At 68.7% G+C, this 26,992-nt stretch carries 31 protein-coding genes; 19 read left to right on the forward strand and 12 right to left on the reverse strand.

Features of this window, described 5'->3' with window-relative positions; all coding sequences use genetic code 11:
* Positions 1 to 8: 8 nt before the first annotated feature.
* The 3 genes from B0I29_RS46000 (at position 9) to B0I29_RS31485 (ending at position 1,319) form a co-directional block, all read left to right on the forward strand.
* On the forward strand, positions 9 to 494 hold the full coding sequence (locus B0I29_RS46000; protein WP_181558063.1) for a hypothetical protein: 486 nt from the start codon (positions 9 to 11) through the stop codon (positions 492 to 494).
* 77 nt (positions 495 to 571) lie between these two features.
* Positions 572 to 784 carry a DUF3072 domain-containing protein gene (locus B0I29_RS31480; protein ID WP_111652906.1) on the forward strand — a complete coding sequence of 71 codons (213 nt, stop codon included), beginning with the start codon at positions 572 to 574 and terminating at the stop codon, positions 782 to 784.
* 70 nt (positions 785 to 854) lie between these two features.
* Positions 855 to 1,319, forward strand: coding sequence for a MarR family winged helix-turn-helix transcriptional regulator (locus B0I29_RS31485; protein WP_111652745.1), 465 nt, complete (start codon positions 855 to 857; stop codon positions 1,317 to 1,319).
* A gap of 27 nt (positions 1,320 to 1,346) precedes the next feature.
* Here B0I29_RS31485 and B0I29_RS31490 read toward each other — a convergent pair whose 3' ends face one another.
* Positions 1,347 to 1,775: a pyridoxamine 5'-phosphate oxidase family protein gene (locus B0I29_RS31490; protein WP_111652746.1), complete on the reverse strand. Its 429-nt coding sequence runs from the start codon at positions 1,773 to 1,775 to the stop codon at positions 1,347 to 1,349.
* A gap of 195 nt (positions 1,776 to 1,970) precedes the next feature.
* Here B0I29_RS31490 and B0I29_RS47945 point away from each other — a divergent pair, with 195 nt between their 5' ends.
* Positions 1,971 to 2,162 (forward strand): phosphotransferase, encoded by a 192-nt coding sequence (locus B0I29_RS47945; RefSeq protein ID WP_220091461.1) that lies wholly within the window; start codon positions 1,971 to 1,973, stop codon positions 2,160 to 2,162.
* A 37-nt stretch (positions 2,163 to 2,199) separates the two neighbouring features.
* Positions 2,200 to 2,961 (forward strand): YqjF family protein, encoded by a 762-nt coding sequence (locus B0I29_RS31500; RefSeq protein WP_245972860.1) that lies wholly within the window; start codon positions 2,200 to 2,202, stop codon positions 2,959 to 2,961.
* A gap of 36 nt (positions 2,962 to 2,997) precedes the next feature.
* Here B0I29_RS31500 and B0I29_RS46005 read toward each other — a convergent pair whose 3' ends face one another.
* Both B0I29_RS46005 and B0I29_RS31510 read right to left on the reverse strand, forming a co-directional pair.
* Entirely contained in the window at positions 2,998 to 3,480 is a 483-nt protein-coding gene (locus B0I29_RS46005) for a hypothetical protein (protein ID WP_181558065.1), read from the reverse strand.
* 930 nt (positions 3,481 to 4,410) lie between these two features.
* Positions 4,411 to 5,070, reverse strand: coding sequence for a Type 1 glutamine amidotransferase-like domain-containing protein (locus B0I29_RS31510; RefSeq protein ID WP_111652749.1), 660 nt, complete (start codon positions 5,068 to 5,070; stop codon positions 4,411 to 4,413).
* A 38-nt stretch (positions 5,071 to 5,108) separates the two neighbouring features.
* Between B0I29_RS31510 and B0I29_RS47560 the strand changes: the two genes are divergently transcribed.
* Entirely contained in the window at positions 5,109 to 5,663 is a 555-nt protein-coding gene (locus B0I29_RS47560) for a sugar O-acetyltransferase (protein ID WP_281270926.1), read from the forward strand.
* A 6-nt stretch (positions 5,664 to 5,669) separates the two neighbouring features.
* On the opposite strand, the gene B0I29_RS31520 is transcribed toward B0I29_RS47560, so the two are convergent.
* From B0I29_RS31520 to B0I29_RS46380, 3 genes are all read right to left on the reverse strand, one after another.
* Positions 5,670 to 5,957 (reverse strand): hypothetical protein, encoded by a 288-nt coding sequence (locus B0I29_RS31520; protein ID WP_111652750.1) that lies wholly within the window; start codon positions 5,955 to 5,957, stop codon positions 5,670 to 5,672.
* 126 nt (positions 5,958 to 6,083) lie between these two features.
* Positions 6,084 to 6,347 carry a GlsB/YeaQ/YmgE family stress response membrane protein gene (locus B0I29_RS31525; RefSeq protein ID WP_111652751.1) on the reverse strand — a complete coding sequence of 88 codons (264 nt, stop codon included), beginning with the start codon at positions 6,345 to 6,347 and terminating at the stop codon, positions 6,084 to 6,086.
* 85 nt (positions 6,348 to 6,432) lie between these two features.
* On the reverse strand, positions 6,433 to 7,422 hold the full coding sequence (locus B0I29_RS46380) for a lipoprotein (RefSeq protein ID WP_220091462.1): 990 nt from the start codon (positions 7,420 to 7,422) through the stop codon (positions 6,433 to 6,435).
* 126 nt (positions 7,423 to 7,548) lie between these two features.
* Between B0I29_RS46380 and B0I29_RS46010 the strand changes: the two genes are divergently transcribed.
* From B0I29_RS46010 to B0I29_RS31540, 3 genes are read left to right on the forward strand one after another with little or no spacing between them, the layout of a single operon-like run.
* Positions 7,549 to 7,713: a hypothetical protein gene (locus B0I29_RS46010; RefSeq protein ID WP_181558066.1), complete on the forward strand. Its 165-nt coding sequence runs from the start codon at positions 7,549 to 7,551 to the stop codon at positions 7,711 to 7,713.
* Positions 7,713 to 9,854 (forward strand): alpha-galactosidase, encoded by a 2,142-nt coding sequence (locus B0I29_RS31535; RefSeq protein WP_111652910.1) that lies wholly within the window; start codon positions 7,713 to 7,715, stop codon positions 9,852 to 9,854. The genes B0I29_RS46010 and B0I29_RS31535 overlap by 1 nt, the downstream gene beginning before the upstream one ends.
* 6 nt (positions 9,855 to 9,860) lie before the next feature.
* Entirely contained in the window at positions 9,861 to 11,882 is a 2,022-nt protein-coding gene (locus B0I29_RS31540; RefSeq protein ID WP_111652752.1) for an ATP-binding protein, read from the forward strand.
* Between the two features lie 45 nt (positions 11,883 to 11,927).
* Here the strand turns inward: B0I29_RS31540 and B0I29_RS31545 are convergent, their stop codons facing one another.
* Positions 11,928 to 12,137 (reverse strand): DUF4287 domain-containing protein, encoded by a 210-nt coding sequence (locus B0I29_RS31545; protein ID WP_181558067.1) that lies wholly within the window; start codon positions 12,135 to 12,137, stop codon positions 11,928 to 11,930.
* A gap of 195 nt (positions 12,138 to 12,332) precedes the next feature.
* Between B0I29_RS31545 and B0I29_RS31550 the strand changes: the two genes are divergently transcribed.
* The gene (locus tag B0I29_RS31550; protein ID WP_245972862.1) at positions 12,333 to 12,653 is read left to right on the forward strand and encodes a GIY-YIG nuclease family protein; all 321 of its coding nucleotides are present in this window, start codon (positions 12,333 to 12,335) and stop codon (positions 12,651 to 12,653) included.
* 13 nt (positions 12,654 to 12,666) lie between these two features.
* Here the strand turns inward: B0I29_RS31550 and B0I29_RS46015 are convergent, their stop codons facing one another.
* Both B0I29_RS46015 and B0I29_RS31560 read right to left on the reverse strand, forming a co-directional pair.
* Positions 12,667 to 13,392, reverse strand: a complete 726-nt coding sequence (locus B0I29_RS46015) for a hypothetical protein (protein WP_181558068.1) — start codon at positions 13,390 to 13,392, stop codon at positions 12,667 to 12,669.
* A 172-nt stretch (positions 13,393 to 13,564) separates the two neighbouring features.
* Positions 13,565 to 14,035, reverse strand: coding sequence for a hypothetical protein (locus B0I29_RS31560; RefSeq protein WP_111652755.1), 471 nt, complete (start codon positions 14,033 to 14,035; stop codon positions 13,565 to 13,567).
* Between the two features lie 130 nt (positions 14,036 to 14,165).
* On the opposite strand from B0I29_RS31560, the gene B0I29_RS31565 reads away from it, so the two are divergent.
* Positions 14,166 to 14,423 (forward strand): hypothetical protein, encoded by a 258-nt coding sequence (locus B0I29_RS31565; protein WP_111652756.1) that lies wholly within the window; start codon positions 14,166 to 14,168, stop codon positions 14,421 to 14,423.
* A gap of 40 nt (positions 14,424 to 14,463) precedes the next feature.
* Here B0I29_RS31565 and B0I29_RS31570 read toward each other — a convergent pair whose 3' ends face one another.
* The gene (locus B0I29_RS31570) at positions 14,464 to 15,969 is read right to left on the reverse strand and encodes a GGDEF domain-containing protein (RefSeq protein WP_111652757.1); all 1,506 of its coding nucleotides are present in this window, start codon (positions 15,967 to 15,969) and stop codon (positions 14,464 to 14,466) included.
* Between the two features lie 226 nt (positions 15,970 to 16,195).
* Between B0I29_RS31570 and B0I29_RS31575 the strand changes: the two genes are divergently transcribed.
* From B0I29_RS31575 to B0I29_RS31595, 5 genes are all read left to right on the forward strand, one after another.
* Positions 16,196 to 17,332, forward strand: coding sequence for a PP2C family protein-serine/threonine phosphatase (locus B0I29_RS31575; protein ID WP_111652758.1), 1,137 nt, complete (start codon positions 16,196 to 16,198; stop codon positions 17,330 to 17,332).
* Complete coding sequence (locus B0I29_RS31580; protein ID WP_111652759.1) at positions 17,329 to 18,864, forward strand: sensor histidine kinase; 1,536 nt, start codon at positions 17,329 to 17,331, stop codon at positions 18,862 to 18,864. Before B0I29_RS31575 ends, B0I29_RS31580 begins: the two co-directional genes overlap by 4 nt.
* Before the next feature lie 11 nt (positions 18,865 to 18,875).
* On the forward strand, positions 18,876 to 21,602 hold the full coding sequence (locus B0I29_RS31585; RefSeq protein WP_111652760.1) for a helix-turn-helix transcriptional regulator: 2,727 nt from the start codon (positions 18,876 to 18,878) through the stop codon (positions 21,600 to 21,602).
* Between the two features lie 42 nt (positions 21,603 to 21,644).
* Positions 21,645 to 22,463, forward strand: a complete 819-nt coding sequence (locus tag B0I29_RS31590) for an alpha/beta fold hydrolase (protein ID WP_111652911.1) — start codon at positions 21,645 to 21,647, stop codon at positions 22,461 to 22,463.
* A gap of 147 nt (positions 22,464 to 22,610) precedes the next feature.
* The gene (locus B0I29_RS31595; RefSeq protein ID WP_111652761.1) at positions 22,611 to 23,030 is read left to right on the forward strand and encodes a hypothetical protein; all 420 of its coding nucleotides are present in this window, start codon (positions 22,611 to 22,613) and stop codon (positions 23,028 to 23,030) included.
* Positions 23,031 to 23,109: 79 nt separating this feature from the next.
* Here the strand turns inward: B0I29_RS31595 and B0I29_RS31600 are convergent, their stop codons facing one another.
* Positions 23,110 to 24,006, reverse strand: a complete 897-nt coding sequence (locus B0I29_RS31600; RefSeq protein WP_111652762.1) for an alpha/beta fold hydrolase — start codon at positions 24,004 to 24,006, stop codon at positions 23,110 to 23,112.
* A 55-nt stretch (positions 24,007 to 24,061) separates the two neighbouring features.
* Between B0I29_RS31600 and B0I29_RS31605 the strand changes: the two genes are divergently transcribed.
* Positions 24,062 to 24,346, forward strand: a complete 285-nt coding sequence (locus B0I29_RS31605) for a chorismate mutase (RefSeq protein ID WP_111652763.1) — start codon at positions 24,062 to 24,064, stop codon at positions 24,344 to 24,346.
* Between the two features lie 18 nt (positions 24,347 to 24,364).
* Here the strand turns inward: B0I29_RS31605 and B0I29_RS31610 are convergent, their stop codons facing one another.
* Positions 24,365 to 24,604, reverse strand: coding sequence for a hypothetical protein (locus tag B0I29_RS31610; RefSeq protein WP_146616941.1), 240 nt, complete (start codon positions 24,602 to 24,604; stop codon positions 24,365 to 24,367).
* 575 nt (positions 24,605 to 25,179) lie between these two features.
* On the opposite strand from B0I29_RS31610, the gene B0I29_RS31620 reads away from it, so the two are divergent.
* Together B0I29_RS31620 and B0I29_RS45335 are read left to right on the forward strand one after the other, a co-directional pair.
* Positions 25,180 to 25,788 carry a TetR/AcrR family transcriptional regulator gene (locus tag B0I29_RS31620; protein ID WP_181558069.1) on the forward strand — a complete coding sequence of 203 codons (609 nt, stop codon included), beginning with the start codon at positions 25,180 to 25,182 and terminating at the stop codon, positions 25,786 to 25,788.
* Positions 25,789 to 26,120: 332 nt separating this feature from the next.
* Entirely contained in the window at positions 26,121 to 26,576 is a 456-nt protein-coding gene (locus tag B0I29_RS45335) for a hypothetical protein (protein ID WP_146616942.1), read from the forward strand.
* The last annotated feature ends 416 nt before the right edge of the window (positions 26,577 to 26,992 follow it).

Below are 26,992 nucleotides of genomic sequence, written 5' to 3' on the forward strand. Positions count from 1 at the left end.
GAAGCGTCATGACCGCGAGAACGATGTGGGTTGCTCTGCTCGCCGCAGGCTGTGCGGTGCTCGGCGGGGTCGCCCTTTTCTGGCCCGAAGAAACGCCGGCAGCACGGCCGGGAGCATCGCCGGCTCCGGCGGCTCCGGCGGCTCCGGCGGCTCCGGCGGCTCCGTTCGCGAGCGCGTCCGTCAGTCAGGCCGTCTGGAAGACCATCGCATATCGAGGCGTCCGCGTGGACGTCCCCGAGGCCTGGGAGCAGACGGACATGAGCGCCTGCTCGTTCAACATCCACCAGTGGGCTCCGCCCGGCGCGCCCGCCTGCAGCCCTCAGTCAGGTGTCGTTTTCTATGGTTCCGCCACCTTCGACCCGGCGCACGGGCCCGGCGTCCGGGAGACCAGCTCCGGGACCTGGGCCGGTTACGTGTACGCGGGCGCCTTCGCCGTCTACGCCACCGGCACCGACCGGGACATCGTCCAACGGGTGCTCGACTCAGCGACCTGACGAGTTACCTGGTGTGATGTGCGAGGCGGTGGGTAATGGCACGGGCGTTCGAAGAACCGGATCGGAAGGACGGCGCCATGACTGACCCGAGCAACGCCACGACGGGTGACAACCGGGTGAAGGACCCCGAGGACTGGACGACCGGGGACGAGCCGGCAACCGGGGCGCAGGAGTCCTATCTGCACACCCTGGCCACCGAGGCGCACGAGGAGGTCCCGGACAACCTGACCAAGGCCGAGGCCTCCCAGCACATCGACGACCTGCAGGAGAAGACCGGCCGAGGCCGATGACGATCCGCCGGGCCGGTGACAGGACCTTCACCGGCCCGGCGGGATCAGTGCGGGAATTAGAGTGGCCGCTATGGATTCGCCCGTTGTGCCCGCGACCGCCGATCCCGCCGCTGCCGATGACGCGCTCGCCGCACAGCCCATCGGCTATTGGAGCGGCGCCGTGCACAAGGCCGTCGTGAACCAGCTGCGTGATGCGATGGCAGCGATCGACGTGACGCAGCCGCAGTGGTGGACGCTCACCCGGGTGAGCTCCGGGGACGGCCTCACCCGCGAGGACGTCGCGAGGCAGCTGACCGAGGTCGCCGACACTCCGTACGACGTTCCGAGGGCCATCAACCAGCTGCTGCACCGGCAGTGGATCGCGGCGGACGACGCCGGGCGGCTGGCCCTGACCGACACCGGCCGTACCAAGCAAGCCGAGGTCAGAGAGCTGGTGACAGCCTTGCGGACCACGATCCACGAGGGCATCTCCGACGCGGATTACGTCGCCGCCCTCAAGGTCATGCGGCGAATGATCGCTAACGCCCAGCCCTGATCTGTGACTGGGGCACCAGCGCCTTCTTCAGTACGCGAACCGGCTCACCTTCTCCGGATGGATCACGATGCGCAGCTGGTTGATGGCGAGCATCTCGGTCAGGTCGGCGGCGCGTACCGCGTCGTCCAGATCCCAGTAACGGGCGGCGAGCCGGGCCGCCAGCTCGTTCGCGCCGTCGGCCTCGACCGTGGTACGCCCGGCGATCGACACCCAGCGCTCGCGCTCACCGACCGGGGCCGCCACGACGATCGAGGCGCGCGGGTCACGGCTGAGGCGCCGGACTTTCAGCGAGTCCGGCTCGGTGAACAGCTGGATCGTGCCGTCCGCGGCGGCCTCGAACCAGACCGGCCGCGGCTGAGGTGGCTGCGGGCCGGCCGCCACGGTCAGGAACCCGTGCAGCGGCCGGGCCAGGAACTCCAGGTCCTCGGCGGTCAGCAGTCCTGTCGCAGTGCTCATCTCATCCCCTTCGTGATGGCGTGGTGTAGCGCGCAAGTACCATTTTTGCCGCATGCGATCCACCGAAACGAATCCAGCGAGAATGATCGCGGCATCAGTTCTCGGGCGCGACCCGGGCCCGATGACGACGGCGGACAGCCTCTCGATGGGCTCACGGCGATTGCGGAAACGGCACCCGCACACACCGACGCCCTGGTGCCGGTTCACGCGGACTGTCACTGGGGCAACTGGCTCGCCCGGGACGGCGAGCTGACGGCGCTGCTGGACTTCGAGTGGGCGCGGTTCGGCGAGCCGATGGACGACTGGTTCTTCCTGATCGCGGACAGCGGCGTGCACACCCCCGCAGTCCTACGGACGGTGATCATTGATCGAGTGTGGCGCTCTTAGCGCGTACCCAAGAAGAGCGTGAGCGATGATGGGCAGCGTGAGAGTCGAGGATGTGACCGCGGAGACCGTGCGGCCGGTGCGTCGTCCGGTGCTGGTGCAGCGCTGGTCCGACCTGGCGTTTCTGCATTGGGCGATCGACCCCGCCCTGGTCGCGCCGCTGCTGCCGGCCGGAACCGTCCCCGACACCCTCGACGGGGTGACCTACGTCGGGCTGATCGGTTTCCGGATGGTCGGGCTGGGCTTTCTGCGCGGACCCGGCGTGCCCTATCTGGGTACGTTCTGCGAAACGAACGTCCGCCTCTACAGCGTCGACCACCAGGGCCGGCGCGCCGTGGTGTTCCTGTCGCTGGAGGCCGAACGACTCCTGCCGGTCCTGACCGCGCGGGTGTCGCTGCGGCTGCCGTACATGTGGTCCCGGATGCGGATGACCCGCAGCGGCGACGTGCTGAACTACACGAGCCGCCGCCGCTGGCCGTCGCCCCGGCCCGCCACCAGCAGGATGACCATCCAGGTCGGCGAGCCGGTCGCGACGCCGAGCGCGCTGGAACACTTCGTCACCGCCCGCTGGGGACTGCACACCCACGCCTGGGGACGCTCGCTGCATCTGCCGAACGAGCACCCGCGCTGGCCGCTTCACCAGGCTGACCTGCTCGATCTCGACGACACCCTGGTCGCGGCGGCCGGGCTGCCGGCGCCGCTGCGCGCGCCGGACAGCGTCCTTTACTCCCCCGGCGTACCGGTCACCTTCGGCGCCCCGGACGTCCTGCGCGGCGAGGGTACGCACCAAGCGCCACGGTGATTGCCCAGCACGAACCGGGCAATCACCGGCTGTCGATCAGAAGTTCGTGGTGACGCCGGCCTTCTTGCAGCCCGCGTTGATCTGCTTGCTGGCATTGGTCGTCTCCGCCGAGTCCAGGGCGGAAGCCGGGTCCTTGGCCTGGGCAGCCTTCTCCGACGCGGCGGCCTGCGCCTTGATCGCCGTGGCGACCTCGCTGTCAGCGCCCTCGGAGGCGGTGGTCAGCTGGGCCGCGAAGTCCTCCAGCATCGCCTTCGCGTCGGCGGGCGCGATCTCGCTGGCACCGCTCTGCGCCAGAACGAGAATGGCCTTCTTGAAGGAGTCGGCCGCCTTGTTCGCTTCCTCGCAGAGTTCCTTGTCCGTCTTCGAGGCAATGGCGGTCGCGGTGGGTTCGGCCGCCGGCGTGGTGGCGGCGGCAGTTGCGGTGGTGGCCGGGGCGGCCACCTCGGTGGCGGCCTCGTAACCGCACGCGGCCAGGCCCATAACGGAAACGCCAAGAAGAACGGCGGAAACAATTCGCATAGAAATCACACAGCGAGACGCTAGGTGATCTTGGCATCGAAGATCAACTCAGCATTCGTGCCCCGTCGATGAACAAATGGTGGATAGCGCGTTCAGGCAAGCGCTGATCCCCCGGCGCGACGGGCTCACGCTGACCCCTCAGCCTGGCCCGCCCGGCGCTAATCCCTCGGTGCGACCGGCCCGCGCTGATCCCCCGCCCGGACGGCCGCCACGGACCCTCCGGCGCTGTCAGTCCGCGTTGATCCACCGGCCTGGCCGGCACGCCAGATCCCGCGAGCCCCGTCAACGGCGGCACCCGCCGCGATGCCCAGGACTCCCGTAAAAACGGCGATGCCCCAGCCCGAACTCGGCGGTTCCACGAACCACAAACCACCGAGGCCCGCCAATCCCGCGGCCAGTTCCAGAACAGACCGCCACGGCGCAATCCGCCGCGCCCCCGCCAAACCCATGGACGCAGGGTAATCCCGGCGGCCACCCGGCCCACACCACTCACCGAACCGGCACGGAGAGCGAGCCTCCAACGAAGGTCGCCGCCGATCTTGGTAACCCTTGGGTGCTCTGACCCCCACAGGACTCCACAAAGCCGAAACTCTTCCCTGTTGGTCGTCGCAGCGCGTCACCAGGGAACTCACGGACCACCTGAAATCGACACACCGCGCCCCGCCTTCCCGGAAATTCGTGCGGTTGCGGCTGCTCGGACGGCCGAACCGCACAAGATCGTCGGAACGGCGACATGCAACGAGAGCTATCGCAGGCGCTCAGCCGCGATCCTGGTCCCGGCTCGCCCTCCCATCGGCACAGCGACCCAAGATCGGCCGGGCGCGGAGGCGAGCCGTAGTTCACACCTGCGTTCAGGCTGCGATGACATGGCTGAACTACGGCTCGTCCTCGCGCGGCACCACTATCTCCGGCGAAGCGACCGCGCCGGCTTCAGGTCAGCTTTGTCCACTGTCCTTCGGAGATGACCTCGACCGCGCCGTCGACGACCGCGATGGCTGTCTGCTCGTCGATGGCGTAGGACGGCCCGCCGATCCCCGCGGCCCATCGTTCGGCGTCGGCCAGGGTGTTCGTCGGGAAGGCGTTCAGGTGCGGGAAGATCGAAAAATCGACAACCCCGAGGGTACGGTCGTCCGGCGCGCCCGCCCACTCGACGAAATAGTCGCCGATCCGGGGTGTCATCACCATGCTTCCGGCGCTGACGCCCACCCAGACTTTGCCGGGCAGCGACGGCAGCAGCTCGGCCAGCCCGGACTCGCGCATCCAGTGGTGCAGATAGGTCGCGTCACCGCCGTCGACCAGCAGCACGTCGGCTTCCCGGACCCACGGCACCCATCGCTCCGCGCCGACGGTGGGCAGCGCGGTCAGCTCCAGGACACCGAGCGACGCCCACCCCAGCCCGGAAAAATGGGGAGATCCGGACCCGGCGGCCACGAATCGGCGTACCGAAGAAGGTCCGCACATCGGGTGACCCCACAGCGCCGTCGGTACGCAGAGAGCGTGGCTCTCCGCGATCGGCTTGCCGAGAAGCCGCACGAGCGCGGCCTCGATGCTCGGGTTCGTGACCCCACCTGAGGTGAGCAACAGCTTCACGGTGCCTCCAAAACAATGCGACGTGTCAGCATCATCTCGTGCGCAACGAGCAACGCTTACCCACCCGGACACCGGAGTCACGTGCTTTCGCGGAGCGCGTGCAGCTCGTCATGGGCCTGACGGCACGCCTGAACGCGCTGCCGTTCGACGACCTCGACGGACGCAGGACGGTGCTCACCGCGATCTTCGGCGGCCCGGTCCCCGACTCGCTGACGATCCTGCCGCCGTTCTACTGCGACCACGGGCTCAACGCGTCGTTCGGCGAACGCGTGTTCATCAACCAGGGATGCTATTTCCTCGACTACGGCGGCATCACGATCGGCGATCGTGTGCTCATCGGGCCGCGGGTGACCCTGAGTACGTCGGGGCATCCCGTCGAGGTCGGCGAGCGGTTCGACTACATCACGCACGCGCCGATCGTCATCGAGGACGACGTGTGGATCGGCGCGGCGGCCACGATCGCCCCTGGAGTGACGATCGGTCGCGGCTCGGTCGTCGGCGCGGGCGCAGTGGTCGCGAAGGACGTGCCGTCGCTGACAGTGGTGACAGCGACGAGCATCGTCGAACGGAAACGCCTGAAACCGGAGAACTGAGCTGGATCAGAAGGGTGGTGCGTCCTCGCCCATCAGCGCGAGCACGACGCCACCCTTGCCGCTCTTGAGGCTCTGGACCACGACCTTGCCGGTGCTGCCGTCCGGCAACTCCAGCGTGAAGGTCTTGCCGACCGCGTTCTTAGGGCCGTTGCCGGCGCTGTTGGCGGGCCGGAAGTCGCCCGCCCAGGGCGGGACCCCACCCTTGCGAGCGGGCTCGGCGAAGAGCGCGGCGGTGCCGGGAGTCCGGGTGCCGTCCGAGGAGAGGAGGACTGAGGCGCTGCGAAAGGTAGCCATATGCGGCAAGGCTATCGCGAACAGCGCCCGCGCGGTGCCACGACTTCCGCGCGGAGAGCCCGAAATCACCCGGACAGCACAATGCCCGCCGGTGTGATCCCGGCGGGCATCGACAAAACGGCGATTTCAGCGGCGTCCGCGCGTCCCGGCGACGAGGGCGACACCCACAGCGGCGAGGCCGACCTGGAGCGCGAGCTCGATCCAGTCGACGCCGCGGGTGTCGTCGACACCGAGAGCCGCGGCGAGGAACGTACCGATGATGGCGGCGACGACACCGATCACCAGGGTGAGCCAGATCGGGATGTTCTGCTTACCCGGAACGACGAGCCGGCCGAGCGCGCCGATGATCAGGCCGATGATGATCGCGGTGAGGATTCCGGTGACTTCCACGATGCTCCTTGCCGAGGGGTGATCCGAGCGGTGATTGGTGCCGACCGCTCAGATGCCCACTCCACCGCGTCCGCCAAACCGTGATCTATTTGACGGTCAGCGTCTTCGTCGCCAATTCGTACGCCGGAAGCATCGCCTTGTGCTCGGCGGCGTCGAGTCCGCCCAGGTCCAGCGCGATCACACCGGAGCCGGCGTTCACCGCGAACGCGCGGTGCGGCAGCCACTCCTCGGTCAGGTTCTGGTACTGCTCGAAGCTGACGTCCAGCCCGTCCAGGCCACCGGCCGTGACCGGCGTGTAGACGACCTTGCGGGTCTTCGACTCGGTGAGGAACGGCTTGAGCGCGGCCCGCAGATCCACCTGCTTCGCCGGGCCGGTCCAGACGCGCAGGAAGCCGATGTGCCCGGCCGGCTTGGCGTCGATCTCGCAGGCCAGCCGCAGCGTGCCCTTCTTGGTCAGCTCGGCGAGCGGGTTGTCGTCGTCGACGTCGACCTTCTTGGGGTTCCAGTCGTCGACGAGGTCGAACGTGACCGGCAGGTCGCAGACGGTGCCGACCGGCGTGCCGGCATCAGCTGTCCCCGTGGAGGAACCCGTGCCGGTCGAGGAACCCGTGCCGGTCGAGGAGCCCGTGCCCGCCGATTCCCCGGCGGACGGGCAGAACTGGTCGAGCTTGCCGATCGCGGCCTCGAACTGCGCGGTGTCCGGGTTGTCCGGGGAGGCGGCGACACCGGCGGCCGCGTCGGCGATCCCGGTCAGCACGGCCACGAACGCCGGGTCGGTGGCGCGGGCCGCGTCGGTACGCATCTGCGTACCGAGCTTGCCGAACGTCTCGGTGTAGACCGTGGCGAGAGCCGCTTCCGGATCCGGCTCGTCGGCGACCTCGGCCATCTTGGCGAACAGGTCGACGACCACGTCACGTGCGGCGGTGCCACTGGACGCGCAGATCTCGGCGGTGTTGCTCGCCGGCGTGACGGAAGCGGCGGGCGCCGAGGACGTGGGCGAAGAAGACCCGGCACAACCGGCCAGCAGGGCCGTCACGCCGAGGGCGGCTATCGAAAAGTAGGCATTTCTGATCACGGCCGGTGACTGTACGCGACCCCCGCATCCATCGCAGCCCGCCGATTCCCAGCTGATGTACGCCCAGGAACGGTTGACTGGCTAGTGCACGGTTGAAACGATGTACGACCGGCGAGAGGACACACTGTGCGCGAACGAACCTTGCTGGCGACGGCAGCCGTGGCGCTCGTCGCGGCGTTCTCCCTGCTCGCTGCCGGCCCGCCGCTGCCCGCCGACCACACCGAGGCGGACAGCCTCGAGGTCGTGGTCATCGAACCCACCGAGCCGCTCTGGGACTGCCCGTACCTGTGATGGATGAGCTGCTGCACTGGCGTGCCGGTGGAGTGAGCCTGGTGCTGGACCACACCGGTCCTCGCCTGCCGCGGATCCTGCACTGGGGCGCCGATATCGGCGACCTGGATCCCGCGCCATTGAAGCTCGCCTCGATCCCGCAGCCGGTCTCCAACACCATCGATGAGGCCGTGCCGGTCAGCCTGCTGCCCGAGCAGTCGGCCGGCTGGACCGGGACGCCGGGCCTGACCGGGCACCGGGACGGGCGCGCGTTCTCCACGTTCTTCGAAACCACGCAGGTGAGCCAGGAACCGCGGCGGCTCGCCGTCCACGCCCGCGACGCCGACGCCGGCCTCTCCCTGCTGATCGAGATCGAGATGACCGAGGACGGCCTGCTGCGCCAGCGGGCCACTGTCACCAACGACGACCCCGGCTCGGTGTTCCAGGTCGACAGCCTCACCCCCACGTTCCCGGTACCCACCGAGGCCGGTGAGATCCTCGACTTCACCGGCCGGCACAAGCGGGAACGCATCCCGCAGCGGCAGCCGTTCACCGTCGGCACCCGGCTGCGGGAGAACCGGCGTGGCCGCACCGGCGCGGATTCCTCGTACATTCTCGCGGCCGGCGAGACCGGGTTAGGGTTCCGGTCGGGCGAGGTCTGGGGCGTTCACGTGGCCTGGAGCGGCAACCACCGGACGCTCGCCGAACGCACCTCCACCGGCGTCTCCCTGCTCGGCGGCGGTGAGCTGTTGCTCTCCGGCGAGGTCCGGCTCGCGCCCGGTGCGTCGTACCGCAGCCCGTGGCTCTACGGCTCCTACGGCTCCGGCCTCGACGCGTTGTCGCACCGCTTCCACCGCTATCTGCGATCGCGGCCGCAGCACCCGCGCACGCCGCGGCCGGTCATCCTGAACACCTGGGAGGCGGTCTACTTCGACCACGACCTCACCAAGCTGACCGCGCTGGCCGACGTCGCGGCGCAGGTCGGCGTGGAACGGTTCGTGCTCGACGACGGCTGGTTCCGGCACCGCCGCAACGACCGGGCCGGTCTCGGTGACTGGTACGTCGACGAGACCGTCTGGCCCAAGGGCCTGCACCCGCTCGTCGACCACGTCCGCGCTCTCGGTATGGGGTTCGGGCTCTGGGTCGAACCCGAGATGATCAACGTCGACTCGGATCTGGCCCGCGCCCACCCGGAGTGGATCCTGGCGACCGGCGGCCGGCTCCCACCCGAGGCCCGTCACCAGCAGGTCCTCGATCTGGGGCACGAGCAGGCGTACGCCTATCTGCTGGAGCGCCTCGACGCGCTGCTGACGGAGTACGACATCGAGTACCTCAAGTGGGACCACAACCGGGACCTGATCGACGCCGGCCACTCCCCCGGTGGCGAAGCCGGCGTGCACACGCAGACCCTGCAGGTGTACCGGCTGCTCGACGAACTGCGCGCCCGGCATCCCGGCGTCGAGATCGAGTCCTGCTCGTCCGGCGGCTCCCGGGTCGACCTCGGCATTCTCGAACGCACCGACCGGATCTGGGCCAGCGACTGCAACGACGCCCTGGAACGCCAGGCCATCCAGCGGTGGACCGGCCTGCTCGTGCCGCCCGAGATGGTCGGCGCGCACGTCGGCCCGACCGTCTCGCACACCACCGGCCGGGTACACACTCTCGATTTCCGGGCCGGGACCGCGCTGTTCGGCCACTTCGGCATCGAATGGGACCTCACCAAGGCCGGCCCGGACGACCGGGAACGCCTCGCCGAGTGGATCCGGCTCTACAAACGGCTCCGCGGCCTGCTTCACCACGGCACGGTCGTGCGCTCCGACCACCCGGACCCGTCGCTGTGGGTGCACGGCGTCGTCGCCGACGACCTCTCCGAGGCCGTCTTCACCCTGGCGACCACGGCCACCCCGGTCTGGTCACCCCCGGGTCGGGTACGCCTTCCCGGCCTCGACCCGCACGCCGTCTACCGCCTCGCCCCGCTGGCCCCGGCCGATGAGATCCGCGCACCCGGCGGGAACCGTTTGCCCTGGTGGGACCACGGAGTCGAGCTCAGCGGCCGCACCCTGGCCGTCGCCGGCGTGCAGGCGCCGGTCCTCTTCCCCGAAAGACTCGTTTTAATCCAGGCGATCCGCACCAACTCAGCGACCGCCGGGCAGCGCCGATAAGGGGAGGTGAGTTACCGGCTCGCACTGGCCCGCACCGTGCTGTTCGCCCTGTTCTTCGGGGTGGCGGTGTACATCGGGCGCCGCAGTGCCCTAGACCATGCCGGCACGTCGCTGGTGTGGCCGGCCGCGGGCGTCGGGGCGATCTGGTGGTGCGCGCAGCGCTTTGCGCGTACGAAATGGGTGGATTTTGTGGTGTTGCCGTTGGTCTTGGCCGCGGTGATGCTGGCGACCGACGCTCATCCGGTGCAGGCCGCGGGGTTCGGGGTTGCGGGGATCGTGCAGGCGACCATGTTCGGCGTGCTGCTGTCGCGGTGGAGACCCGGCCTGTGGGGTGGCGGCGGCCGGGAGCCGATGCGCGCGCCGCGTGATCTGTGGGCGCTGCTCGGCGCGGGGTTCGGCGCGAGCGTCTGCGGATGCGCCATCGGATCGCTCGGCGAATGGCTGGACAAGAGCAGCTACCCCCTGGAACTCGCGGTGCTGAGCCTCGCCCGCAACACCGCCAGCATCCTGATCATCGGGTCGGCGGGGATGTTCGCGGGTGCGGCGCTGAGCCATCGAGGTTCATGGCGTGCTTTCTGGCCGCGCACGTCGCGGTGGCGGGTCGTGGAATACGTCGGCATCGTCGCCTGCACCACCGCCGCCTATCTCGCCGGTTTCGCCTACGAGGACCGGCTGCCGCTGTCGTTCGCCCTGCTCGGCTGGACGGTCCTGGTCGCCACCCGGCTGTCGTCGCCGTTCGTGCTGCTGCACAACTCGGTGGTCGGGGCGATCGCCGTGCAGTACACCCTCGGCGGCTCCGGGCCGTTCGCCGACGTCGCGGACTCCGCGGTGCGCGCCGTCATCGTGCAGCTGTTCGTCGCCCTGGTCTGCGTCGTCGGTCTCGCCCTCGCCCTCGGCCGCGACGAACGCCGCCACCTGCACAACCAGCTCGCCCGGGATAAAGACCTGCTCAGAGCCATCATCGACTCGATGGCTGACGGCCTCGCGGTGATCGAACCGGACGGCCGTGTCTCACTGCGAAACCCCGCCGTCAGTACGCTCCTCGGCGGCGTGACCAGCCCCGGAGACCGGATGGCCGGCGCCGAGTTCTACGGGCTCTACCACGTCGACGGCACCCCGTTCCCGGACAACGATCTCGCCTATCTGCAGGCCCTGGCCGGGCAGGACGTGCACGGCGTGGAGATGCTGGTCCGCAACGCCGGCGTGCCGGAAGGCCGGTTCGTCAAGGTCAACGCCACCGCTCTGCCCCGTCCGGACGGCAGCCACCGCGCGGTGGTGCTCTTCCACGACGTCACCGCCGAGCACCGGCACCGCGACGAACTCACGAATTTCGCCGGTGTCGTCGCCCACGACCTGCTCAACCCGCTGGCGGGAGTTGACGGCTGGACCTCGGCGGTGCACGAGTCGGTCGCCGCCGCTCCCCCGCACCCGAGCCTGGAACAGGCCCTGGACGATCTCGACCGGCTCAGCCGGACGTCGGCGCGGATGCGAGGTCTCATCGACGGGTTGCTCGCCTACACGACAGCCCGCCAGGCGACCGCCTCGCCGATCCCGGTGGACACCTTCGAGCTGGTCACCGATGTGACGAGTGCCCGCGCGGATGCGGCGGTCGCGGCGGGCAAGGTGGAACCGAAGTTCTCCATCGGCGCACTTCCCCCGGTCGCGGCCGATCCGGTGCTGCTGCGGCAACTGCTGGACAACCTGATCGGCAACGCGATCAAATACACCGCGCCCGGCGTGACACCGTTCCTGACCATCGACGCCCACCGGGCCGGCGATCTCGTCACGTTCACGATCGCCGACAACGGCATCGGGATCCCGCACGGCCAGCACGCCGCCATCTTCGGAAACTTCCACCGCGCCCACACCTCAAGCAACTTCTTGGGTACGGGATTAGGCCTGGCAATCTGCCAGCGCATCGTGGAGCGGCACGGCGGCACCATCAGCGCGTCGGACAATCCGGGCGGCGGCTCGTGCTTCACGTTCACCCTGCCGGCGGCGACGGTGCCGGTCCTGGCCTCGGCGTGAAGCCGGCCTCAGCCGATCCCGATGCGGTCGGCTTCGTCCGGGCTGTCAGCTTTTCGTCTCGGCCAGGGTGTGTGCCACCAGTGCGTTGGCGTGCCCGTGCCCCAGGCCGTGCTCGGCCTTCAGCCAGGCGACCAGCTCGCTGTGCCGGGCCAGCGGCGACGCCCGGATGAGGTCCTTCCAGTACGGGATCGGCTTCCCGTACTTCTTCTCGATCGACGGAAAGTAGCTGGCCGGGCCCTTCACAGGTTCAGTCACAGTCATAAACGGTAGACCAGCGCCCAACCCAAAACTCATCGCCGAACCAGGCCGAGTTTTAGATCATCCAGATCCGCAAGCTTCACGTCTCATTGCCGGTGGTGGTGCCGTCCTGACGCCGGTAGTCTCCGCGCAGAGGGGTGAGCCCATGCTGAAGCGGGTCGGGCGTACCTGACCCTGTCTGAGGGCGAGCTGATGAACGACCTACCCACCAATCACGCTCGGATTTCCGAGGCTCATCGACTGCTGACCAGCGTGCCGGTCAAGCTCTCTGACGCTGTCAACGAACTCAGTCGTGGCAGCGGCGTTTACGCGTGGTGGGCTGCGCCTTCGGTCTTTCCCGACCTGCCCGGGCCTCCGAACGAGAACGCCCCGTCGCTGCGACTGCTCTATATCGGCCTCGCGACGAATCTGCGGCGCCGGATCCTGAGCAACCACCTGCGACGTTCGGGCACGTCCACGCTGCGTCGTACCCTGGCTGGGCTCCTCGTGTCCGAGGGATACCGGACCATTTAATGCGGTGCCGACCCTATTTTCCCGGCGGCCCGCGTTCGCGAATGCGCGGTTTTCGGTGGCGATTCATTTGCCGATCAACGGCATCAGTCCACAGTGACAGAAGTATGCCGATATAGCCGCGCTGTTGAATACGAACGGCAGGTCCGGGCCTGCCGAGCGCGGGCCGCCGGCCTGAGCGTCGCTGTCCCAAGAACCGTTGAACTGAGCGTTTGATTTGCCCGGGTCGCTCGGCGGTACGTGAGATGCCAGGCCTCGACACCCGACCCCCAGCCTTGCCCTTGCCCTTGCCCTTGCCCTTGCCCTTGCCCTCGCCCTCGCCCTCGCCCTCGCCCTTGCCCTCGCCCTCGCCCTCGCCCTCGCCCTCGCCCTCGCCCTCGCCTAGAGGATCTCGGATGGCCTGGTTAGACCCATCTTGACCTGCCTCTTCTCCCGTCACGGAAAGTGCGGGTCCCACCGGGATAGGCTCAGCCGCCAGCGCCGGCCCCACGGATTCCAGAGCGCAACTCTGATCGGGATCACCCGGCGAAACCGGCGGACAAGCATCGCCGGCAGCCCCCTCGGAACCGCGGTCACCAGGATCCTGCAACTGGCGCAGGCGGCGGGCATGCCGTTGCTCTAAACCCCACGAACGATGACGCTCGTGCTCCCGCCGGAAATCCTCAGCCGCCGCGGAATAATTGCGGCGCAGCGTCCGATCCCGAAGATGCCTCGTCGGAAACAAAGCGAGCTGCTGCGCCATACTCTAATTGTCCGCAGCCAAGCAGTACTCGACGAGCATCCCCGCCCGATTTTCAAATCAAGAAATGATTGCCCATGAGCGTGACAATCCACCAGGGCAATGTCCGCCGGTCTTTGCCCCACGGCGACACCCGGTCTACGGGCTCCAGGACGAACTGGATTTCATTGCCGGGTCACCGACTGGGCTCGGCGGCCAGCAGGTCGGCTGCTTGCTCGACGATCGCTGCGAACTCCGAGGGTCGGATTCTGGTGGTGAAGACCTGGCCCACCTCCTCCGGTACGGGATGGCTCTCCCGCCAGAACCCGAAGACGATCACCAGGTCGCCGTCCCGGTACGCGAAAGCCGTCACGTTGTCGACGATCTCGGTCCACTGCAGGAACCGGAACCGCTCACGAAGCTCAGTCTCATCCTCGTCCAGCAGCCGGAAGACCTCCGTCGGCGAGCGGCCAGGAAAGGGACATGCCGCGACCTCCCGCTGCGCATCGATTCGCATGTAGAGGAGGAGCGACGGAACATAGGCCGCGTTGTCGTCGACGGTCAGCCGCCTGCCCGCGGCCCACAGATCAACGACTCGCATCCCCGGCGTTGCCACCCCGCCGACCTCCACCGCGAACGTCGCTCGGTCGCCGCATCGCTGTGTCATCAGGCAGCGACCCTACCGAATCCCGTACCCCTGGCTCCTAAATCACCCACCGGAACGGTTTCGCTGTGCGGAGGGCTGGGCACGCTTCTGTACGTAGGCAAGACGAAGCAGGCTGAAGGAGAGAACAATCGTGAAGGTTTTCAAGCTTGCCGCCGGTTTCGCCGTGGGCTACGTGCTCGGCACGCGTGCCGGCCGTGAGAAGTTCGAGCAGATCGCCGCGACCGCCCGCCAGGCCAGCGCGAACCCCCGCGTGATCCAGGCGCAGGAAAAGGCGAAGGCGCTGCTCAACACCGGCACCGAGAAGGTCAACGCCAAGCTGAGCGGTGCGAAGCCGGCCACCACCACCCCGGAGCCCACGTACGAGTACGCCACAAAACCCCTGGTCTGAGCAACACGCTGAAGCGCCCGGACACGAAACGCCGGGCGCTTCAGCGTGTGCTGGAAACGTAGAGCCGGTCCCGCCCGGCCCGCTTGGCCGCGTACAACGCCGCGTCCGCCCGCGCCACCAGTTCCTCCGGGGTCTCGCTGCCGTCCCATTGAGCAGCCCCCGCCGAGAACGTCTGCCCCAGCGGCGTCACCGCCTGCAGCCTCTCGATGATCCGGTCAGCATCGGCCAGCCGCGCATGGTCCAGGATCGCCCCGAACTCCTCGCCGCCGTACCGCGCGAGCAGATCCTCCGGCCGCACCTGCGTACGCCAGGCAGCCGCCGCATCGGTCAGCAGCTCGTCCCCACCCTGATGACCGTGTTCGTCGTTGTACCGCTTGAAGTGATCAAGGTCGATGATCGCGACCACGACGGCATTACCGTGCCGGCGTGCGGCGGCGATCCGCCGATACAGCTCCAGATCCCACGCCCGCCGATTGGGCAGTGTGGTGAGCGCGTCGATGTGCGCCACCGCGTCGAGCTGGCGAGCCTTGTCCTGCACCTGTCCCACCAGGTCGACCATCCGCAGCGAGACCAGCGCGAACAGAAGGATGCAGCCGATACCGGCCGCGATCCAGTCGACCTTGCCGTCCTGCAGGAAGCCCTGGGCGAGCAGCAGCGCCGGCGCGGCCATACAGGCCAGATTGACCAGCATCACCCGCCGGGGCGACATCTCGGTGACCGGGCGCAGCGGCCGCCCGGTGAGGATCCGCATCGACGGGTGGATCGCCGCGCCCGCCATCAGGAACGCGGCGAACGAGGTCAGCGGCTGCAGATCAGGCACGGTGACCGCGAAGATCAGCGGAATCAGGGTGGACATGTGTGTCACGGTCTGCAGCAGCACCGAGGCGCTCATCTGCCAGAACGCGGCGTTGCGCTGGCCCCGGGAGGTGAAGAACCGGATCAGTACGCCGAGCAGCAGCACATCACCGAACGGGAACAGCGCGGACAGCACGTCACCGGGCAACGAGTCGTCCAGCCGCATCAGCGGGGTGATCACCAGCAGCCAGCAGGCCAGCCCGAGCCCGACGCAGATCATCGCGGTGTCCAGCATCCCGGCCCGGTCGCGCCGCCAGGAAGCGCCGCGGACGATCAGCAGCAGCGCCACGGCCTCCATCGGATAGACGAGCAGGAACACCGTGAACGCGACGGTGCTCGCGCCGGCCACCCAGAGGCAGTATCCGGCGACGGTGACCAGTCCGGCTGCCGCCAGCATCAGCCAGGGTGCGGACGGTTTCGGCCGGTTCAGGCGTACACCGGCAGCGATCCCCACGGCGAACAGCACCGGCATGGCGAACGCCATGGTGGCGCCGACCGGGTCGGTCAGGGTGGTGAACAGCTGCCCGACGCAGTACACCAGCGCGGCGGCGAGCCACATCCACCACAACCGGATGTGCCGGGCGTGCCGCGCGGCGTCCAGTTCGGTGACGGGTTCGGGCTCACTCGCGCGCAGGACGGCGACATCGACCGGTTCGCCCCGGTCAGGCCGGTTCAGCACCGACTGCGTCACCTACGCCGCCCTCCTCGACACGTCACCGAGTCACGCCACCCAGATACTCATCGGCAGCGACCCGCACCCCGCTAAGCCGTCTGAGTGATCCCGAATCGGACATCATTTGCTGTCTGACAAATAGTCCGCGGCCCCCATGGGCCATACTTCTCCGGCAGCCCGCGGGAAAGGATCACAACATCAACACCATTGAGTACGCGTCAGCGCCCGCCGACGCCACAATGCGGTGACCGGCACGCGGCTGCGGGTCCTGCTCGTCGAGGACGACCCGGGTGACGCCTTCCTCGTCGGCGAGCTGCTCAGTGACAGCGCCGGCGCGTTCGACCTGGCCGTCGCGGCCAGCCTCGCTCAGGCACAGACCTTGCTCGCGAACACCGACTGTGTGCTGCTCGACCTCGGCCTGCCCGACGCCGAGGGCATCGACGGCCTGCGCCGACTGCTCGCGATGGCGGGCAGCGCGGCGGTGTGTGTGCTCACCGGCCGCTCCGACGAGCACCTCGGCATGGTCGCCGTCGCCGAGGGCGCCCAGGACTACCTGATCAAGGGGCAGGTCGACGGGCTGCTGCTCGGCCGCGCCCTGCGGTACGCGGTAGAACGCAAACGCGCCGACGAGAACGCCCACCGGCTGCACGACGTCGAGCTGCTGCAGGCCGAGTCGGCCCGCCTCGAACGCGGCCTGCTCCCGAAACCCCTGATGTCGTCGACGACCGTCCAGGTGCACACCTTCTATCGGTCGGGCCGGGCCGAAGGCCTGCTCGGCGGCGACTTCTACGACGTGGTGCAGACCGGGCAGACCCTGCGCGCCATCGTCGGCGACGTCGGCGGGCACGGCGCCGACGACGCCGCCCTGGGCGCCCGGCTGCGGGTGGCCTGGCGCGCGCTGGTCCTCGCCGGGGTGCCGGACGACCGGGTGATCCCCGCCCTGGAGCAGGTCCTGGTCAGCGAACGCCGCATCCGCGAGGTGTTCACCACGGTCGCCATGACGACCCTGGACCTCGACAACGACCAAGCGACGGTACGCCTCGCCGGCCACCCACCACCGGTCCTGCTGGCCGGCGGCACCGCCACGCTGCTCCCGGCACGCACCGGACTGATGCTGGGCGTCGAGTCGCGGCCTGTCCCCGCGTACCCCATGGCTCTTCCCTCGAAAGACTGGTCTTTGCTGATGTACACCGATGGGCTGATCGGACCCCTCGATCAGGCGGGGCTGTGCCGGCTGCTCGTCGAGGCGGGACAACGAACGCCGCCGGTGCCGGTGCCGGCGCTGCCGGGCTGGCTGGTGGACCGCGCCGAACGCGCCAGCGGTGGTCGCCTGGCCGACGACGTCGCGATGCTGCTGATCACGAGAGGGCAGGGCCGATGACCTGGTTCGAACTACGTACCTGGACCCTGCGGCGACGCGTCGCGGCGCTGGTCGCGGTCGCCGGGGTGTTCATGGCCGTGATCGGCGTGCTCACCGTGGTCACCACCACTCGCAGCAACGACCACCTGGACACCATCCTGGAGAAGACCGGCCCGATGCGGGTCGCCGGCCAGGAGCTCTACTCGGCCTACCTCGATCAAGAGACCGGGGTACGCGGATTCGCCCTCAGCCGCTCCGAGGAGAACCTGCAACCGTACGAACGTGGCCGCGAAGCCGAGGAGAAGCTGCTCGCCGACATCGAGCGGCTCAACGCGGACAACGGCCGCGCCGCGATCGCCGACAGCGTGCGGCAGGTCCGCGAGCTGTCGACCGCCTGGCGGACCACTGTCGCCGAGCCGGTCATCGGCTCCGGCGACACCGGCGGGGCCTCCGACCCGGTCCAGCTCGACGAGGCGGCCCGCACGGCCCGGTTCAACGCGGTACGCACCTCGGTCACCGACCTGCAGGCGAACATCCTGGTCCTGCGCAACGAAGCCGTCGACGCCGCCCGCAGCACCGGGTCGACGCTGGTGGTCCTGGAGATCACCGCCGGGGTCATCGTGGTCGTCGTCGGCATCCTGATGCTGCTGCTGCTCGACCGCCTGGTCAGCCGGCCGGTCACCGACTTCGCCGCCCAGGTGCGGCAGGTCGCGGCCGGCAACTACGACCGCCGGATCACCAGCGACGGCTCGCCTGAGCTGCGCGACCTCGCCGACGACGTCGACGGCATGCGCCTCAAGATCGCCACCGAGTTGTCCGAGGTCCGCGAGGCCCGCGCGCAGGTCGAGGCCGCGAAGGAGATGCTGGAGGCACAGACCGCCGAGCTGACCCGGTCCAATCGCGACCTGGAACAGTTCGCGTACGTCGCCTCGCACGACCTGCAGGAACCGCTACGCAAGGTCGCCAGCTTCTGCCAGCTGCTGCAGCGGCGGTACGCCGGACAGCTCGACGCCCGCGCCGACCAGTACATCGCCTTCGCCACCGACGGCGCCCAGCGCATGCAACGCCTGATCAACGACCTGCTCGCGTTCTCCCGGATCGGGCGCATCACCACCGGATTCACCCCGGTCGACCTGACCGAGGTGGTCACCGCCACGGCCGACGGCGACGCGCACGTCACCTGGTCCGACCTGCCCGTGGTGCACGGCGAGGAGCCGCTGATCAGCACGGTGTTCGCCAACCTGATCGGCAACTCGCTGAAGTTCCAGCGGCCCGGCGTGCCACCGGAGGTGCGGATCAGCGCCGAGCAGGACGGCGACTTCTGGAAGATCAACGTCCGGGACAACGGGATCGGCATCGAGGCCCAGTTCGCCGACAAGGTGTTCGTCATCTTCCAGCGGCTGCACGCCCGCGACGCGTACGAGGGAACCGGCATCGGCCTCGCCATCGTCAAGAAGATCGTCGAGTACCACGGCGGCCACATCTGGCTCGACCTCGACGTCGAGCAGGGCGCCTCGGTCTGGTTCACCCTGCCGGTAACACCGGCCGATTAGGATCACCGCCCGTGCCCCCGGATAACGCCACTGGTCTGCTGGGCCGCGACCAGGAACTGCGCGAGCTCGAGATCCTGATCGGTAACGCCCGCAACGGCCGTGGCGGCTCCACGCTGCTGCTCGGCGATCCCGGCATCGGCAAGACGATGCTGCTGGACACCGCCACGGCCAGGCTGACCGGTGTCCAGCTGATCCGCGTCGACGGGTACGAGGCCGAGTCGACGATGCCGTTCGCGGCGGCCCAGCGGCTGATCCGCCCGCTGCGCGACCACCTGCCGGCGCTGCCCGAACGCCACCGGCAGGCCCTGCTCGTCGCCGCCGGCGAGACCGACGGCCCGCCACCGGACCGGTTCCTCGTCGGCCTCGGCGTGCTCGGCCTGCTCGGCGCGGCCGGCGACACCGTCCCGGTGGTGTGTGCCATCGACGACGCCCATCACCTCGACGCCGAGTCCCTGGACGTGTTCGCGTTCGTCGCCCGCCGCCTCGAAGCCGAGTCGGCGACCCTGCTGCTCGCCGGCCGCGACTCCCCCGCTCTGACGAACCAGGCCGCCGGCATCCCGGCGCGGCACCTGACCGGCCTGCCGCAGGACGCCGCGGTACGCCTTCTGATGCGTACCCTGCCCGAACGGATCGACCCAGCCGTGGCCGTGCAGGTCTTCGCCGCCACCGCGGGCAACCCCCTCGCCCTGGTGGACCTGGCCGGCGAGCTGACTGTCCGGCAGCTCACCGAGTCCAGCTTCGGCGACGAACCGCTGCCGGTCGGCCGCCGCCTGGAACAGCACTACCTGCGCCAGGTCCGCAAGCTCGGCGCCGAGGCCCAGCTGTGGCTGCTGATCGCCGCGGCCGACGCCACCGGCAACCTCGACCTGATCACCGCGGTCGCCGGTGACCTGGGGCTGCCCGCCGACGTCGCGGACACGGCCGAGACCGCCGGACTGGTCGAGCTGGGCCGCTCGGTGCTGTTCCGGCATCCACTGGTCCGCGGTGCCGCGTACAACGCCGCCTTCGGCAAGGACCGCCGCCGCGTGCACCGCGCCCTGTCCGTGCGCGCCGACGAGCTCAACCTGGTCGAGCACGCCGCGTGGCATGCCGCGAAAGCGACCCTCGGCACCGACGAGCAGGTCGCGCAGCGCTTGGAACGGGTTGCCGACCTCGCCGCCGAGCGCGGTGGATTCGCCTCGCGGGCACGCGTACTCATGGAGGCCGCGACCCTGACGCCGGCCGGCGGCGTGCGATATGCGCGGCTGGTCCGCGCGGCCGAGGCCGCGCTCGCGGCCGGTACGAGTCAGCTTGCCAAAGACCTGATCGACGAGATCGACGAAGGGCTGCTCGACCCGGTGTCGCGCGGGCGGCTCACCGTGATCGGCGCGGATTACGCGATGTTCGTGGCCGCGCCCACCCTGACCCGGGCCAGCGCGGACACCCTGGAGGCGGCCCGGCACTTCCACGGCCACGACACCGATCTGGAACAGGCCGCCCTGATCAAGGCGTGGGAGTGGGCGCTGAGCCCGGAACGGCTGACCGCCGGCATCGAGTGGCCCGAGCTGGGCCGCCGGTTCGCCGAGGGCGCCGCGCTGAAGGAGGGCGATCCCGCCGTCATCCTGCGCGCCATCAGCGCGCTGATCCTCAAGCCGTACCCCGACGCGGTGCCGGCGATCCGGGCCGCCCTCGATCTGTACGAGCGGATGGATCCCGCATCGATGCTCAATTACGGTCACGGCGTGGCCGCCCTGGCAACCGCGGTGTGGGACGCGGAGGCCCGGCACCGGCTGCTGGAGAAGTTCGCGGCCGCCGCCCGGGACACCGGCTCGCTGCAGAAGCTGGACAGCGCGCTCTGGGTGCTGTCACTCTCCGAGGCGCTCGGCGGGACACCACGGCAGGCGCTCAAATACATGGAACAGGTCCGCGAGCTGCGCCGCGCCATCGGGTACGACGCCGAACACGTGGTCAACGTGGCAACCCTGGCCTGGTCCGAGGCGGCTCGCCCCCAGGTACTGGCGATGGCCGAGGCGACGTACGCCATGGGTTTCGGCGGCGTGCACTCCACGGCGATGGCGGCGCTCGCCACTGTCGACATCGCCGAAGGACGGTACGCGGAGGCCTATCAGAAGCTGAAGCCGTTCGTCGACGACCCGTTCTTCCACGTCACGCCGGTCACCTGGCCGGACTTCGCCGAGGCCGCAGCGCACTGCGGGTTCACCGCCGAGGCTTTCACGACCGCCGCGCAGCTCACCGAACTCGCGGCCGCCTCGGGGTCACGGTGGGCTCGCGGCGTCGCGCATCGTGTTCAGGCCGTCGTCCACGGAAACGAGCAGGACTTTCTCGACGCGATCGCCGACCTCGACGGGGCCTACGCCGCTATCGACGAAGGTCGGGCCCATCTCGCGTACGGCGAATGGCTGCGACGCGCCAAGCGTCGCCGCGACGCGAGGCCGCACCTCCGCAAGGCCGCGGATCTTTTCGAACGTGCCGGCGCGGACCCGTTCACCGTGCGCGCCACCCGCGAGCTCGAAGCCGCCGGCGAGACCCGGCAGGAATCGGTGCCCGGCCGGCCCGCCCAGCTCACGCCGCAGGAGCTGACCGTCGCCGAGCTGGCCGCCGCGGGCCGCACCAACGCCGAGATCGGCGCGACCATCTTCCTCAGCGTCAACACCGTCGACTATCACCTGCGCAAGGTCTTCCAGAAGCTCGGCATCTCGTCACGTAGGCAGCTCTCGGATCGGCTCGACCACGTGTGACACGTGGTCCGATTTCGGGTGGTAGGCGGCAGGCTGACCGTCATGCCTTTGGTGACAGCCGACGACGGCGCGCAGATCTTCTACCGCGACTGGGGTGATCACGACGGGACACCCGTCATCCTCAGCCACGGCTGGCCGCTGAACTCCGACGCGTGGGAGGCCGCCGCGCTCTTCCTCGCCGAGCACGGCCATCGGGTCATCGCGCACGACCGCCGCGGCCACGGCCGGTCCAGCCAGACCTGGCACGGCAACGAGATGGACACCTACGCCGACGACCTGTCCTGCCTGGTCGAACGCCTGGACCTGACCGGCATCACCCTGGTCGGCCACTCCACCGGCGGCGGCGAGATCGTCCACTACATCGGCCGCTACGGCACCGCGCGGGTCGCGAAGGTGGTGCTGGTCAGCGCGGTCCCGCCGCTGATGCTGCGCACGGCGGACAACCCTTCCGGCATGTCGATTTCGGTCTTCGACGCCCTGCGCGCGAGCGAGAAGGCGAACCGCGCTCAGCTCTACCGCGACCTCGCCGACGGCCCGTTCTTCGGCCGGGGCGATGTCGACCAGGGGTTTCGCGACGCGTTCTGGGCGCAGAGCATGGCATGCGGCCACCGCGCGGCGTTCGAGTGCATAGCCGCGTTCTCGGCGACCGATTTCCGCCCGGATCTCGCGGCGATCGACGTCCCGACACTGGTCATCCACGGTGACGACGACCAGATCGTGCCGCTCGCGGTCGGCGGCGCACGCTCGGCGTCATTGATCGCCGGGGCTTCGCTGAAGGTCTATGCGGGCAGCGGCCATGCGCTGCCGGACACGGATCGTGACCGGCTGCATGCCGATTTGCTGGCTTTTATCGCCTCTTAAACCCGTTTCGGTCGCCGCAGGCGCTTCGCCTGCGGCCCCTGCTCGGGTACGCCCACGGGATAGACACTGATGATCATGAACGCTTACCATCCCGGGAGCGTCCACACAGGACGAATGAGGTCGCACGTCAGTCACGGAGGGCACGACATGCGCACGGCTTTCACGAAGGCAATCACCGGACTGCTGGCAGCGGCATCCGCAACAATTCTGGCGGTCACTCTGGGCGCCGCACCGGCGCACGCGGAGACGAACCTGCGCCTGAAGACCAAGGCTTGGGGCGGCTACGTGGCCAACGCCGGGCAGGTCTACTTCAACGCCACCAGCGAGATCTTCACCCTGTATGACAACGCCTCCGACGGTGCCGGTGTCAGCGTCAGCTGGTCATACGAGGACAACAACGGCAACTTCTACTACCCGCCCGACCTCTACCTGGGCACCGGAGCGGGCACCCAGCAGGACTTCAACAAGAGCATCACGGACGGCTTCGAGGTCACCATCATGGTCTGCGTCATCGACAACGGCAGCGTCAAGGCCAACACGTGCACAGTGGGCACAGCCGTAGCCTGACCGCCAGTGGTCGCGGCCGGCCGGTGAATCCTGGCCAGCCCTGACCATCGCCGTTCCCGGTCCCGTCGTGCGGCTTCCATCAGCCGCCCAAGGTCGCATTCCGGACGGCGCTCGTCACGAGATCGGGGTGCGTCATGACCACGTTGTGCCCGCCCGGCATGTCAACGAGACAACGTCCGGGCGCCGCCGCTACCACCGCAGCGACCTCGGCGCGGCGCGGCGCATAGAAGCCCTGCTCCGGCAGCACGATCGTTATCGGACAGGAGACCTGCTCGTAGACGTCGACGCTCGGGAAGATCGGCGCGTCCGGCGAGGCGGTCGCCGTCACCATGACCTCCTCAAGCGCAGGCCGCCGGACGGCGCCGATGAAGTGGCGTACTGACACCGCCCGCACGAGTTCCGGGTCGGCGCCGGCGTTGAGCCAGTCAGTCGCAATCCCCGCCACCTGCTTCTCAATCCAGGCATCCCGCTGCCCGGCATCTCCCTGGCCCGCATCTCCCTGGCCGGCGTCGAATCGCCGCCCATATCCGAACGCCCGCCGCAACTGCCCAGCCATCTCCGGCGTCCGAATCTCCGCGAGCGCAGCCGCCCCACCTGCCCGATCATCAAGAACAAGTCCATCGACAACACAGATACCGGCCGCCTCGACCAGCCCGGCCGCAACCACAGCCGTAACCGCATAACCCCCAGTCGAGTGCCCCACCAGCAGCGGCCGCTCCCACCCCAGCCCGGCGACAACCACCGCCAGATCACGCCAATACTGCTCAGCGTTCACCGAGTCAGCACTGCTGTGCCCATGCCCGCGCAGATCGACCGCGACTACCCGATGGTCCGCCACCAGCCCTGCGGCAACCGCTTCCCAAGCCGCCGCGTTATGCCCCGTACCGTGCACCAGCAGCACCGGCCGCCCAGCCCCACCGTGATCCAAAGCGGCCAACGAGCCGCCGTCCACATCGAAGAAAATCTCCTTACTCATGGCACCCCCATCACGCAGCGTGCCAACACACCACCGTCCGTGCAAGGATCGCCGGATGCCCGACTCCCTCGCCGACATCCGCGACCAGATCGACGCGCTCGACGCCGAGGTGGTGCGCCACCTCGCTGCCCGCGAGCGCTTGGTGCGGCGAGCAGCGGCCTTCAAGACCAACGACCATGCTGTACGCGCACCCGCCCGCGTAGATCAGGTCATCGCCCGAGTCCGAGCCTTGTCCACGGAGGCCGGAGCATCCCCCGACGTGGCCGAGCAGGTCTACCGGGCGATGATCAGCGCCTTCATCACCCTAGAACTCGCCGAACACCGCGCCACCAACCTCTAGCACGCACCGCCTGGTGCCTCACTCATGCCCGGCGCCCGTCAGCCTCTTGTGCCGGATGTCAAGCACCGCAATGATCCCGAACGCAACACCCGCCACCACGACCGCGGCAATGTAACGCCAGGGCGCATCAAGATAGTTGGCGGCGGTCAACCAGTTCGGATCCCGGTCCAGCAGCGAGAAGACGATCGCCACAGGACCTTCCCAGACCCCGGCAACAAGCACCAGCAGCATCGCCAGCCGATACCAAGCTTCATTCACGGCTCACCCCCGTTGCGATACGAACGTATCAACGAGACCATCCCCCGTATCCACATCACAAGCAGAAATCCGCAGATACGTCACGGATTCCTCACGGCTAACCTGAACAAGTGCGTGATGAAATAACCTGCCCGGTGTGCCGTGGCCCAGTGCGGCCCCCAACACAATCCGAGTTCACGACACCCAGATCCCCTGAACGCCCCCCAACCGCCGACAGCCCGCCCAGCCCTGACCGCATCCCGGGTCCCGACAGCATCCCGGGCCCTGACCGCATCCCGAGCTCCGACCGCATCCCGGGCGGCAGCGTCCCGGGCGCTGACCGCACCTCGCCCTCGCCCTCGCCCTCGCCCTCGCCCTCTGACAGCGTCCCGCGCCCTCCCGCTCGGGGCCGCCGCCCGGTCTACTGCTCACGCGCCTGCCAGGCCCGCGCCTACCGATCCCGCAAGAACCCGCCGCTGCCCGCCGCTCCCACCGAGCGAGAGTCGGAGCCAGGACCAGGACCAGGCCCAGGAGCGGGGCCGGCGCAGGGACCGAGGCCGGGCCAAGCAAAGAGGCCGGGGCCGCGGCAGGAGCCAATGCAGCAACAGATGCCGGCGCCGAACCCAAAGCCGTCCGCCCGCCGGCGTCAGATCGCCGAAGCGGTCTGGCGCATCGCCGCCGGACGAGGCCTGGAAAGTGCCACCATCCGCGAGATCGCCACCGAGGCCGGAGTGTCACCACGAGTGGTGCAATATCACTTCACCGACAAACAACATCTGCTGGTCAGCGCCCTGACCATGCTCCATCGCGACAACGAGCACCGGGCCCGGCAACGGATCACGCCCCTCCGGAACGCCCACGACCCGAGGGTCCTGCTGCGCGCCACCCTCGAAGAGCTGCTTCCGCTCGACGAACACCGCCGCGATAGCCTCGCGGTGATGGCGGCTTATTACGCACGCAGCCTCACCGACCCCGCCCTGGCCGCGGTCTTCCTGCACGAGAACAGCCCGCTGGAGGACCTGATAGTCGGCCTGATCCTGGCAGCCGGCCCGCGCCCGTCAGTGGACCCGGCCCGAGAGGCAGACCTGCTGGTCAGCGGCATCACCGGTCTGGGAATCGACCTCCTCCACCATCGCCGAAGCCACGCCGACGTACGGCGAACCCTCGATTACCACCTGAACCGCATCCTGTCAGACCAGCCCTGACAACCCACCCACGACCAAGCCCGCGCCCCCGACCGCAGGCGCCAAGCGGGACGCTCATCACCCACAGCAAACGATCACAAAAGTGCCCGCCATAGCCATTACCTGCCCATTTCTAGCAGGGGCCGATCTGCATCAGCAACCCGGTTTCCAATCATTTCTGAATGTGAAAATCGGGCAATTGCCGTCGCCGGTCCCGACTCGGCGGCGGACAATGGGGCTATGGCGCAGCAGCTTACTCTATTCCCAACGAGGCATCTCCGTGATCCGACGCTGCGCCGCAATTATTCGGCCGCGGCCGAGGACTTCCGACGTGACCACAAACGGCATCGCTCGTGGGGGTTGACGCAACGGCACGCCCGACGCCTGCGCCAGCTTCAAGACCAAGACACCGCCGCTTCCACGACACCCACCGCGACTCCAAGCCCATCGCCATCGCCATCGCCATCGCCATCGCCATCGCCATCGCCATCGCCATCGCCATCGCCATCGCCATCGCCATCGCCATCGCCATCGCCATCGCCAGTCGTAACATCCCAGAGCCACGTCCTGGCAGCCACGGCAAAAGCGCCGATTCCAGGACCGACCCCACCAGCGTCCATGCCTCCCGCACCAACCTTTCCCGCGACGCACGAAAGCCCAGGCCAAGACGGACCGAAGCAGACCGCCCGAGATCACGGATCCGAGACGAAGGCCGCAGCACAGGCACCGACGCAGGCACCGGCACCGGCACCGGCAATATCACCTCCCACCCAGCGCGCCCAACTCCCCGACCACACAAAGCACCCTGAGCACACAAAACACCCCGATCGCCCCAGGCGCCCAGGCCCCCGGCGCCCAGACGAGCACCGCCCAGACAAGCACAGCCTCGACAAGCACCGCCTCGACAAACGACCCTCAACCCAGCAGCGTCCGGGCCAGCCAGCACACCCGGGAGGCCAATCCACCAACGCCACCCAACCGCCTCAGCTGGTCGGCAGAAGAGTCGCCATCGGAAAAGTCGCTTCCCCGAACGCGCGCCTCCCGAAAAGGGTTCTATCCTCACGCCGTATTAGGCCAATTGATGGGGTTACCCAATGGCGAATACGGACGCAATCCCGCCCACCGCACCGCAGCGAAGCTCGACCCACAACGGCCCGAGCTCAGAAAAACAAGCTCCAGAAAAACCACGCTCAGGAAACCCGAGCTCAAAAGCCAAGCACAGAGA

Source organism: Actinoplanes lutulentus (assembly GCF_003259845.1).
In the GTDB taxonomy this organism is placed as follows: Bacteria; Actinomycetota; Actinomycetes; order Mycobacteriales; family Micromonosporaceae; genus Actinoplanes; species Actinoplanes lutulentus.

Bases quoted from the DNA above. Each gene is read 5' to 3' on its own strand.
- B0I29_RS46005 (WP_181558065.1), bottom strand. From the start codon at position 3,480: ATGCGAATTGTTTCCGCCGTTCTTCTTGGCGTTTCCGTTATGGGCCTG.
- B0I29_RS31580 (WP_111652759.1), top strand. From the start codon at position 17,329: ATGACCTGGTTCGAACTACGTACCTGGACCCTGCGGCGACGCGTCGCG.
- B0I29_RS31550 (WP_245972862.1), top strand. From the start codon at position 12,333: ATGAACGACCTACCCACCAATCACGCTCGGATTTCCGAGGCTCATCGA.
- B0I29_RS46015 (WP_181558068.1), bottom strand. From the start codon at position 13,392: ATGGCGCAGCAGCTCGCTTTGTTTCCGACGAGGCATCTTCGGGATCGG.
- B0I29_RS31520 (WP_111652750.1), bottom strand. From the start codon at position 5,957: ATGGCTACCTTTCGCAGCGCCTCAGTCCTCCTCTCCTCGGACGGCACC.
- B0I29_RS31620 (WP_181558069.1), top strand. From the start codon at position 25,180: ATGCAGCAACAGATGCCGGCGCCGAACCCAAAGCCGTCCGCCCGCCGG.
- B0I29_RS46000 (WP_181558063.1), top strand. From the start codon at position 9: ATGACCGCGAGAACGATGTGGGTTGCTCTGCTCGCCGCAGGCTGTGCG.
- B0I29_RS31560 (WP_111652755.1), bottom strand. From the start codon at position 14,035: ATGACACAGCGATGCGGCGACCGAGCGACGTTCGCGGTGGAGGTCGGC.
- B0I29_RS31600 (WP_111652762.1), bottom strand. From the start codon at position 24,006: ATGAGTAAGGAGATTTTCTTCGATGTGGACGGCGGCTCGTTGGCCGCT.
- B0I29_RS31590 (WP_111652911.1), top strand. From the start codon at position 21,645: ATGCCTTTGGTGACAGCCGACGACGGCGCGCAGATCTTCTACCGCGAC.
- B0I29_RS31485 (WP_111652745.1), top strand. From the start codon at position 855: ATGGATTCGCCCGTTGTGCCCGCGACCGCCGATCCCGCCGCTGCCGAT.
- B0I29_RS31490 (WP_111652746.1), bottom strand. From the start codon at position 1,775: ATGAGCACTGCGACAGGACTGCTGACCGCCGAGGACCTGGAGTTCCTG.
- B0I29_RS31535 (WP_111652910.1), top strand. From the start codon at position 7,713: ATGGATGAGCTGCTGCACTGGCGTGCCGGTGGAGTGAGCCTGGTGCTG.
- B0I29_RS31480 (WP_111652906.1), top strand. From the start codon at position 572: ATGACTGACCCGAGCAACGCCACGACGGGTGACAACCGGGTGAAGGAC.
- B0I29_RS31605 (WP_111652763.1), top strand. From the start codon at position 24,062: ATGCCCGACTCCCTCGCCGACATCCGCGACCAGATCGACGCGCTCGAC.
- B0I29_RS31595 (WP_111652761.1), top strand. From the start codon at position 22,611: ATGCGCACGGCTTTCACGAAGGCAATCACCGGACTGCTGGCAGCGGCA.